The sequence below is a fragment of the Canicola haemoglobinophilus genome, assembly GCF_002015075.1.
GTDB classification, from domain to species: domain Bacteria; phylum Pseudomonadota; class Gammaproteobacteria; order Enterobacterales; family Pasteurellaceae; genus Canicola; species Canicola haemoglobinophilus.
Genome location: NZ_MUXZ01000030.1, coordinates 42202 through 51001, shown reverse-complemented (window position 1 = coordinate 51001; position 8800 = coordinate 42202). Strand labels below are relative to the sequence as shown.

The window sequence follows — 8800 nt, the reverse complement described above, 5'->3', positions numbered from 1 at the left end:
AAAATTAGGGAAAATGACCGCTTGCAAGGTTATCTGAAGGGAAAATAAAGGAAAAACGAAGAGAAAAGTGAGAAACTAAAAAATAAACCCACGTTTATCAAATGACTTTGAAAAGGTGGGTTTGTCAGTGGTCTGAGAACCGCACTTTAAAGAGCGGTTCTTTTTTCGATAATTTATAACTTAATTATAAGTCATCAATTACAACATAAATTTTATGCACAGGTCCATGTACACCAACAACTTTAATTAATTCAATATCAGCTGTCGCACTTGGCCCAGAGATGATATTCACACAAGAAGGCATTCTTTCTCCTTGTTGTGCTTTTTCATGTAAGATCTTAGCTAATTGTGCTACTCGCGGTAAAACTGTACTTTTACGCAACACAACAATTGATTTTTCTGGTAACAAGCTCACAGAGCGTCCAAAATCCTTATCGGAAAATAACACAATTCCGCCTGACTCTGCTAGACCATACTCTCCGTATACAATACCAATATTAGCCTTTTCTGCTTGTGCGAAATTCTCTTCCGTTTGAGTTAAATCCCAAACATAGCTTTCATATTGTTCTTTGATAGCTTGCAACACACCTAAATCGACTAATCTTTTATCGTTATTTAAAATGATGCTACCACCACCATATTTTTCACAAACGTCCAATAAAGTGCGGTTTAATTCTGCTTCATTTGTTTCAACAACATCTGCCATCATCACTTTAGCAAAACGAATAAACTCATCAACTAAGTCCGTTTGGCTTAATTCAGTTAAGCGTGTCATTGGATAATCATTAACTAATTCAGGCATTGGCTCAGGAACTAATTGACGAGGTCGTCCCATTTTAGCTGCCAATTTATTTAAAAAGTTATCACGATTTTGTAAATCCATTAGTTCTTACCTCTATTTTGGAACCATTGACGGAAACTCTCTCCATCAGGTGTTGGTAAATCACGCGCTTTGGTCCATTCAGCCAATGCACCGACTTCAATAGGTGCTTTACCGTTTTTAATCACTTTCGCTGCAACTTTAGCACCAATTTTAACGCCTGCTTTCCATAAAGTAGGATTTGAATTTGCTAAAGTAAAACCAAAAATTGACAAGCGCTCTAACATTGGTGTCATACCCGCTTGAGCAATATGCTCACGATGTTTTGAAATTAATTGCGCTAATGGAATTTTAACTGGGCAAACAGAGTTACAAGCGGTACAAAGCGAACAGGCGTAAGGCAATTCTTTAAATTCTTCATAACCACCCAATAAAGGAGAAATAACCGAACCAATTGGACCTGGATAAATAGAGCCATAACCATGACCACCAATTTGACGATATGCAGGACAAGTATTTAAGCAAGCACCGCAACGGATACAACGTAAAACTTCTTTAAATTCACGTTCTAAAATAGATGAACGCCCGTTATCAACAATAACTAAGTGGAAATCTTCTGGACCATCCGTTTCACCTTCAAGGCGAGGGCCTGTTAACCATGTATTATAAGCAGTTAATTTTGCACCTACTGCACTACGCGCAAGCATAGTAATTAACACATCAACTTCTTGGAATGTTGGTGCTAAACGTTCCATTCCCATTACCGCAATATGCGTTTTAGGGACAGTCGTCGCTAAGCGTAAATTACCTTCATTAGTTACCAAACAAACTGAGCCAGTTTCTGCTACGGCAAAGTTACAACCAGAAATACCAATATCAGCCTCAAGGAAATCTTTACGCAATGTTTTACGCACAAAAGTATTCATTTCTTCAGGTTGCTCTGTACCCTCATAACCTAAAGCATCATGTAACTCTTGGCGAATTTTATGACGATCTTTATGAATAGCAGGTACAACAATATGAGATGGTTTGTCGCCAACAATTTGCAATAAATATTCGCCTAAATCAGTTTCAACAACTTTCATGCCTTCTTTTTCCAGCACTTCATTCAAACCAATTTCTTCCGTTACCATCGATTTTGATTTAACAATTGTCTTGGCATTTTTTTCTAAAGCAACTTGGCGAATATATTGCGTTGCTTCTTCCGCTGTTTCAGCAAAATAGACTTTACCACCGTTTTGTTGAACTTTCTCACTTAATTGATATAAATAAGCGTCTAAATTAGCTAATACATGATTACGAATTTGTTTAGCCAAATCACGCCATTCTTCCCAATGACCAAGTTCATCTACCATTTTTTGACGGTTAGCGCCAATAGTTTCTTGGGCTTTAACGACTGCCTTACGCATCATTTCGTTATGAATTTGGTTATCTACACGTTTTTTAAATGCAAGATTACTGGTTTTTAGTGACATCTTATTTATCCTCCTGCATTAAAACTTCGGCAATATGCATAACCTTGATATTTTTACCCTCACGACTTAAACGTCCACCGATGTTTAATAAGCAACTTATATCTGCACCAATTAAATAATCGGGTTCAACTTCTGCAATATGTTCCACCTTTTCTGTAACCATTTCACCAGAAATTTCTGCCATTTTTACAGAGAATGTACCACCGAAACCACAACAAGTTTGCTGGTTAGTGATTGGTAAAAGCTCTAACCCTTTGACGTTTTGTAGTAGAGTTAAAGGCTCATTCACAATGCCTAATTTACGAGATAAGCTACAAGATGGATGATAAACGGCTTTGCCTGTTAATTTTGCACCAACATTAGTGACTTTTAACTTATTAACAATAAAATCTGTGAGATCATGAAAACGAGCTGCTACTTTTTGTGCTCTTTCCGCCCACTCCGTCTCTCCAAAACGAGAAAAATGTTCTGGGTAGGTCTTGATGGCATAAACACAAGAGCCTGCAGGTGCAACTATTGGGTAGTCATTTACTTCAAAAGTTGCAACCAATTTTTTCATACCTTCTAATGCTTGTTTTGTATAACCGCTATTCATGGCGGGCTGACCACAGCATCCTTGTTTTTCAAGGAAAATAATGTTGCATCCTAGTTTTTCTAGTAACAACACGGTATTTTTTACCACGCCAGCTTTAACAACATCGGCAATACAAGTGACATAAAAATTTACGTTCATAAAAGAACTCCAACATCTTAATTTTAAAAAAACGAAAGTAAGCATTATTTAGAAAAAAATCGGAATCACAAATAATGCAACTAAAGCGGCGATTATTCCATACAATATCATTGGAAGAGCAGTTTTCTTAATAATCGCACCCTCTTGATTTTGAATGTTCAACACAGAATTTACTGCAACAATATTATTGATACATACCATGTTACCCATTGCACCACCTGCTGATTGTAACGCCAAGATGAGTGAAGTAGATAAGCCTGTCAGTTCTGCGGTTGATAACTGAACGCTACCAAATGTTAAGTTAGATACCGTATTAGAGCCAGAGAAGAATGCACCAACCGCACCTAAGTAAGCCGCAAAGACTGTCCAATACTCACCAGTCGCCTGCGCGAAACTTTTACCAATAATTTTAACCATTGAGCCATCTCCACCAACGAGCATTAAATTAACCATGATTAATGCACCCACAAGAGCAAAGAATGGATTTTTAGTTTGTTTAAAGCTCATGACAAAAATATCTTTTGTTTTCGCTGCAGATACTTTAAATACTGGAATAGCAATTAATACCGTTACAACAAATGGAATAAATGCAGGAACGTATAATAATTTGTAGCTTGAGTTAATTGATGTACCAAAAATTTCTTTTAAGCTGAAGATTAAACCATGACTGATTTCAAAACGTCCTAAAGATCCTAATTGAACTGCAAACCAAGTAGTTGCATCATTCATCATAGCTTTGAAAGGTAACTGTTGAATACGGGTAATGATTAAAATGCCAATTAAAAGTGCGGTAGGAAATAATGCTTTAACTACTTCACCAAGGCTAACTGTCGTTTCAATATTATTTTCAACTTTAGCTAATCCAACACCTTTATTAGCCAGTAAAACTGAGATAAATAACCCAATCGCACCACCTACTAAAGATGGGAACTCATAGTTCACTTGCGCTAATAGAATGTAAGGAATAACACAAGCAAATATGCTTAAATAAATATAAACAATATTTCGGCGAATGTCCTTAACGTTTACAATAAAACTTAACGCAATTACAGGAATTACTAAGGCTGCGAAAGCATGAATTAATGCCGTCATTGAACCAATTTCTAAAATCTGGCTTTCGCCTAAATTGAGTGGACCAAAACCAAACCAAGTTGGTGTACCTACTGCACCGAAAGATACAGGAACAGAGTTCATGATCAAGGCTAAAACAGCTACTTTAATCGCTGGGAAACCAAGACCAACAAGAATTGGTGCCGCAATAGCAGCTGGCGTACCAAAACCACTAGCCCCTTCAATCATGAACGCAAATGCCCAACCAATAATCATTAATTGTGCAACTGGATTTGGGTTAATCGTTCCAAGCCATTTACGTAGCGTATCAGTTGCGCCAGAAACCTCAGAAAAACGATTAAATAAAATTGCACCTAAAATAACCGTAATAGGTGTTTGAACAGCTACAAGTGCGGATGCAATATTTGCACTTACAATCTTAATATCAGTACCAAAGAAAACGAGCTGAATAATCAAAACAACAGCTGCAATCCAAGGTAATGCAAGAGAAGAAGGTAATGCGTTGCGTTTTACCATCAAATAAATCAGTAAAACGATAGGAAAAATACTCAAAAAGAGAGCCATAACTTACTCCAATAAAAATAAATAGTTTACAATGCTAAATGCGGGCTAGATTGTAAACAAAATTCAAAGAAAAGATAAATGCAATGTTATAAAAATATGACAATAATCACACTTTTGTTAACTTTTTGTTTGGTTTTTACTTAAGGTTTTTTATCAAAATAGATTAAATACTAATTAATAGGTAAGCATTTTCTCTGAAAATGCATTAAAACATCCCATACACTTAATATTTTGTTAAAATATTAAGTGTAATAACACTCTTTATTCTTCGGAGTTATAAAAAATGCAACTCACACCACAAAACAAACTCAATAAATATGTTTATTATTTAATAAATACACTAGTTGTATCATTTTTTCTTACAGTTCTTACATTCAAGAAAGGTTATAGCTATGCAACAATAACATTAGGCGCTATCGGTCTTATCTATCTGCTCATTCTGCTATTCAAGCGTAAATCTAAGTCCAAACCAGACTATGATGATAAGCTGTTCATCATGGCGTTTTTTACTTATTTTATGACGTTCGCATTGTCAGCCATTATTCATAAAGGTGGTTTTAAAGAAATAGATAACCCAGGTCGAGTGCTATTATTTCTCACATTGTTATTACTGTTTAGACATTTCCCATTAAATATTAAGCTGATTTTTCACGCCATCCCTATTGGTTCAGCCTTTTTAGGTATATTAGCCAGCTACCAAAAATTTTATTTAGGTCTGGAAAAGCCATTCCCTGGACAAATGATTATCCAAGCTGGCGATATGGCAATCGCTATAGCAACATTTTCATTTGCTATAACCTTCTACTTTCTTGACAAAAAGAACCATAAACTGGCCGTTCTTTATCTTGCTTGTAGTTTACTTGGTATGCTAGCTAGCGCCTTAACAGGAGCCCGTGGCGGTTGGGTTGGATTGCCTTTTATTTTGGCACTAATAATCTTCTTCTATCGTAAATCTCTTAACAAAAAAATATCATTTGTAATATTCTTAATCATTATTAGCTCAATGTTAGCTATAGGAATGAATTCTAATACAGGCGTAATATCGCGATATTATGAGGCAAAATCTGATATCACTAGATATCTTAACGAAAAAGATAAAGTATCCTCAATTGGCGCTAGGTTAGATATGTGGACTAATGCATTAGTAGCAATAAATGAAAAACCCATATTAGGTTGGGGAAAACTTGGTTACGAAGAATTTCAAAATAAAAGAGTATCAACAGGAGACATGAGTATATATACAGCAAGATTTAATAGTTTACACAATCAATACCTGGAGAATTTGGTTAAAAGAGGAATAATTGGCTTTATTGGACTACTATTAATAATTTATATTCCTTTAAGGTTGTTCATTAAAGAGCTTAACAATCAAAATACTGAAATAAAATGCATTTCAATCTTAGGCTTTGTTCATATAATTTCTCATTTATTTTTCTTTCTTACACAAACGTTCCTTGCTCATACATCAGGGATAAGTTTCTACACATTCTTGATAATGCTATTTTATAGTATGTGTAAACAATTAAAACGGCAAGAAACAGTGTGAAATGGGGTGTAACGAAAAAAATGGCTACTAATCGCTAGTAGCCATTTTTTCATTATATTGGAGTCAAGCATTACAACTACTTTTATTAAATTTTATTAAGCTTCTGACTTTCTTTCCAAATTAAATCACAAATTTCATCAACAGGATGAAAACTAACCGGCAATTCTATTAATAATTTTCTAATTACATCTAAATTATATTCATTGCAAGCCTCTTCTAACTGTCTTAATTTTGAGTCTAGGATATTCCAATCCAGCATAACCTCTTTGGCAGTCATAATTCTTGGGTGCGTCGTTTTTTCGACATTATCACCTATCAATAATTCTTCATAAAGCTTTTCCCCTGGGCGTAATCCTGTAATTTTAATTTCAATATCACCATGAAGATTACTTGGTGATTTTTCAGTAAGACCACTTAATTGAATCATTCTTCTCGCTAAATCAATAATTTTTATTGACTCACCCATGTCTAAAACAAAAATATCGCCACCTTTTCCCATTGCTTCTGCCTGAATTACAAGCTGAGATGCCTCAGGAATAGTCATAAAATATCGAGTGATATCTCGATGAGTCAATGTAATTGGCCCTCCTTTCTCTATCTGTTTTCTAAATAATGGAACGACAGAACCGGATGAGTCTAAAACATTCCCAAAACGAACCATACAAAATCTAGTTCCTGATTGTTTTACAGCTAATGCTTGTAAAATTAACTCTGCTACCCGTTTCGTTGTTCCCATCGTATTGGTAGGTCGCACTGCTTTATCTGTTGATATGAGCACGAATGTTTCTACATTAGCTTCTATTGCTGCTAAAGCACAGCTTAAGGTGCCAAAGATGTTATTCCTAACACCTTCAATAACATTATATTCAACTAGAGGAACATGCTTATAAGCAGCTGCGTGATAGATTGTATCAATATTGAATGACCTAATTACTTTAAGTAAATATTCCCTATTTTGTATTGTTCCAATTACTGGATATAATTCTATCTCTAAATTCTCCGAAAGAGCCAGATTTCTTAACTCAGACTCAATAGAATATAAACTAAACTCATTTAATTCAAATAATACTAATTTATTTGGTCTTAAACATATAATTTGCCTACAAAGCTCTGACCCTATCGAACCACCAGCTCCTGTAACTAAGACAGCTTTACTCTCAATATTTGCAGATAATAATTCTGGAATAGGTTTAACAGCCTCCCTGCCTAACAAATCATCAATAGAAACTTTATTTAAAGTAGTTAATTTAGCTTTGCCAGTTACAATATCTTCAATTCCAGGCACACTAAGAACTTCGCATTTCAATTGAATAATATTGTTAATTATTTCTTTTCGGCGATAAAGAGGAGCACTTGGTATAGCAAGTAAAATTTGTTGTACATCATATCTTTCTAATAATCTATCCAAGTCATTAGGTGAATATACTCTAATACCATGTAAAGTTAGTTTATGAAGTTTTCTATTATCATCAACAAATGCCGCAACAAAATAACTATTCATTTGATTTAGAGCGGTTAAAAGTTGCCTTCCTGAATCACCTGCACCATAAATAATAACGGATTTTTTACCTTTCCTTCCTATATTAATTAAAGATCTAAACAACAAACGAGTACCAATGATTAGAATAGATAGAAATATAAAATATAACAAGGGAACTGTTCTTGGAATATTAAGCTGTATAGTATATGCACCTAATAACATCATTACAGTTGAAAGCAATGCACCAATTAATACAGTATTAACAATTTTAATTGTGACAAACCTTAAAACTGCTCTATATAAGCCAAGTTTAATAAATACAATAAGAGTAATAATAGTGACTATGCTAATATTTAGCCAGTGCATGTCAGAATAAAGGCTAAAACTGCTATCATATCTAATTCCCAAGGCTATAAAGTAGGAGCAACTAATCAAAACAATGTCAACCATCAGACTAATTATCAGTTTGGTCGAGCGTTTTAAACCTAATAAATAATTAACCATAATTTCTCTATCTATGAATAATCTTCATTATTGTCATAAAAATAATTTTTATATCTGTAATAGTTGAATGGCTCTTTGCATATTCAACATAATATTTAGCTTTTATAGGCATTATAATATCAATATATGCTTGCCTAGGATCATCATATTTTCCAAGAATTTCATTCTCATCGACCATTTCGATTGATGCTTTATCTGTTATTCCTGGCTTAACTGATAAAATTTGGTTTCTAATATTCTCCTCATACAACTTCATAAACTCTGGAATTTCAGGTCGAGGTCCCACCAAAGACATTTTCCCAATAAGTACATCAATTAATTGAGGTAACTCATCAAGTTTATATTTTCGGAGAAATTTACCTGCCTTAGTAACTCGCATATCGTTACCAATAGTAAGCCCGCCTTTTTGTTCAGAGTTTACAACCATTGTTCTAAATTTATGAATTCGAAATAATTCACCATTTAAACCAACACGAATTTGCCTAAAAAAAATCTTACCTTTAGAATCTAATTTTATCCAAATTGCAACAATGATAAAAAGAGGTAATAGGGCAATTAACCCTATTAACGACATTATTATATCAAACGGACGCTTTAGCATAAGCTA

General features: G+C 34.3%; 7 protein-coding genes. 1 reads left to right on the top strand and 6 read right to left on the bottom strand.

Features of this window, described 5'->3' with window-relative positions:
- Nucleotides 1–184: 184 nt before the first annotated feature.
- From B0186_RS09230 to B0186_RS09215, 4 genes are read right to left on the bottom strand one after another with little or no spacing between them, the layout of a single operon-like run.
- Nucleotides 185–883 carry a LutC/YkgG family protein gene (locus tag B0186_RS09230; protein WP_078219096.1) on the bottom strand — a complete coding sequence of 233 codons (699 nt, stop codon included), beginning with the start codon at nt 881–883 and terminating at the stop codon, nt 185–187.
- Nucleotides 883–2295, bottom strand: coding sequence for a LutB/LldF family L-lactate oxidation iron-sulfur protein (locus B0186_RS09225; protein ID WP_078219095.1), 1413 nt, complete (start codon nt 2293–2295; stop codon nt 883–885). Before B0186_RS09225 ends, B0186_RS09230 begins: the two co-directional genes overlap by 1 nt.
- Nucleotide 2296: 1 nt before the next feature.
- Nucleotides 2297–3028: a (Fe-S)-binding protein gene (locus B0186_RS09220; RefSeq protein ID WP_078219094.1), complete on the bottom strand. Its 732-nt coding sequence runs from the start codon at nt 3026–3028 to the stop codon at nt 2297–2299.
- Between the two features lie 48 nt (nt 3029–3076).
- On the bottom strand, nt 3077–4663 hold the full coding sequence (locus tag B0186_RS09215) for an L-lactate permease (RefSeq protein WP_078219093.1): 1587 nt from the start codon (nt 4661–4663) through the stop codon (nt 3077–3079).
- Between the two features lie 283 nt (nt 4664–4946).
- Between B0186_RS09215 and B0186_RS09210 the strand changes: the two genes are divergently transcribed.
- Nucleotides 4947–6209: an O-antigen ligase family protein gene (locus B0186_RS09210; RefSeq protein WP_078219092.1), complete on the top strand. Its 1263-nt coding sequence runs from the start codon at nt 4947–4949 to the stop codon at nt 6207–6209.
- Between the two features lie 85 nt (nt 6210–6294).
- Here B0186_RS09210 and B0186_RS09205 read toward each other — a convergent pair whose 3' ends face one another.
- Together B0186_RS09205 and B0186_RS09200 are read right to left on the bottom strand one after the other, a co-directional pair.
- Nucleotides 6295–8193, bottom strand: coding sequence for a polysaccharide biosynthesis protein (locus tag B0186_RS09205; RefSeq protein ID WP_078219091.1), 1899 nt, complete (start codon nt 8191–8193; stop codon nt 6295–6297).
- 7 nt (nt 8194–8200) lie between these two features.
- Complete coding sequence (locus B0186_RS09200; RefSeq protein WP_078219090.1) at nt 8201–8794, bottom strand: sugar transferase; 594 nt, start codon at nt 8792–8794, stop codon at nt 8201–8203.
- Nucleotides 8795–8800: the final 6 nt, after the last annotated feature.

What these genes read in the sequence shown, in the direction of transcription:
- B0186_RS09230 (WP_078219096.1), bottom strand. Translation starts at nt 883, where the DNA reads ATGGATTTACAAAATCGTGATAACTTTTTAAATAAATTGGCAGCTAAA.
- B0186_RS09225 (WP_078219095.1), bottom strand. Translation starts at nt 2,295, where the DNA reads ATGTCACTAAAAACCAGTAATCTTGCATTTAAAAAACGTGTAGATAAC.
- B0186_RS09220 (WP_078219094.1), bottom strand. Translation starts at nt 3,028, where the DNA reads ATGAACGTAAATTTTTATGTCACTTGTATTGCCGATGTTGTTAAAGCT.
- B0186_RS09215 (WP_078219093.1), bottom strand. Translation starts at nt 4,663, where the DNA reads ATGGCTCTCTTTTTGAGTATTTTTCCTATCGTTTTACTGATTTATTTG.
- B0186_RS09210 (WP_078219092.1), top strand. Translation starts at nt 4,947, where the DNA reads ATGCAACTCACACCACAAAACAAACTCAATAAATATGTTTATTATTTA.
- B0186_RS09205 (WP_078219091.1), bottom strand. Translation starts at nt 8,193, where the DNA reads ATGGTTAATTATTTATTAGGTTTAAAACGCTCGACCAAACTGATAATT.
- B0186_RS09200 (WP_078219090.1), bottom strand. Translation starts at nt 8,794, where the DNA reads ATGCTAAAGCGTCCGTTTGATATAATAATGTCGTTAATAGGGTTAATT.